This window comes from Streptococcus mitis (genome assembly GCF_009496155.1).
In the GTDB taxonomy this organism is placed as follows: domain Bacteria; phylum Bacillota; class Bacilli; order Lactobacillales; family Streptococcaceae; genus Streptococcus; species Streptococcus mitis_BQ.
In genome coordinates, this window is record NZ_WIJP01000036.1 from 1 (window position 1) to 1,161 (window position 1,161).

1 protein-coding gene is annotated in these 1,161 nt (G+C 53.1%); it reads right to left on the minus strand.

The window, feature by feature from the left end:
- Window positions 1–1,161: hypothetical protein (locus tag GEZ84_RS10545; protein WP_194252074.1), on the minus strand; the 1,161-nt coding region annotated here is incomplete at both ends.

Genomic DNA, 1,161 nt, shown 5'->3' on the forward strand with positions numbered 1-1,161 from the left:
TTGCTGATTGGCTTGCACTTGTTGATGCCGACTGGCTAGCTGAGGTACTTGCTGATTGGCTCGCACTTGTTGATGCTGACTGACTAGCTGACGTGCTGGCTGACGCTGAGGCACTTGTTGAGGCTGACTCAGATGCGCTTGTGCTGGCTGATTGGCTCGCACTTGTTGAGGCTGACTCAGATGCGCTTGTGCTGGCTGACTGGCTCGCACTTGTTGAAGCCGATTGGCTAGCTGACGTGCTGGCTGACTCAGAAGCTGATGTGCTGGCTGATTGGCTTGCACTTGTTGAAGCTGATTGACTTGCACTTGTTGATGCCGACTGACTAGCTGACGTGCTGGCTGATTGGCTGGCACTTGTCGATGCTGACTGACTAGCTGACGTGCTGGCTGACTCAGAAGCTGATGTGCTTGCTGATTGACTTGCACTTGTTGATGCCGATTGACTTGCACTTGTCGATGCTGACTCAGAAGCTGAGGTGCTTGCTGATTGGCTCGCACTTGTTGAAGCCGATTGACTTGCTGATGTGCTTGCTGACTCAGAAGCTGATGTGCTGGCTGATTGGCTTGCACTTGTTGATGCCGATTGACTTGCTGATGTGCTTGCTGATTGGCTTGCACTTGTTGATGCCGACTGGCTAGCTGAGGTACTTGCTGATTGGCTCGCACTTGTTGATGCTGACTGACTAGCTGACGTGCTGGCTGACGCTGAGGCACTTGTTGAGGCTGACTCAGATGCGCTTGTTGAGGCTGATTCAGATGCGCTTGTGCTTGCTGATGCAGACGCACTTGTTGAGGCTGATTCAGATGCGCTTGTGCTTGCTGACGCTGAGGCACTTGTTGAGGCTGATTCAGATGCGCTTGTGCTGGCTGATTGGCTCGCACTTGTTGATGCTGATTCAGATGCACTTGTGCTGGCTGACGCTGAGGCACTTGTTGATGCTGATTCAGATGCGCTTGTGCTTGCTGATGCAGATGCACTTGTCGATGCTGACTGGCTAGCTGATGTGCTGGCTGACGCTGAGGCACTTGTTGAGGCTGATTCAGATGCCGATGTGCTTGCTGATGCTGATGCACTTGTTGAGGCTGATTCAGATGCGCTTGTGCTGGCTGATGCAGACGCACTTGTTGAGGCTGATTCAGATGCGCTTGTGCTGGCTGACG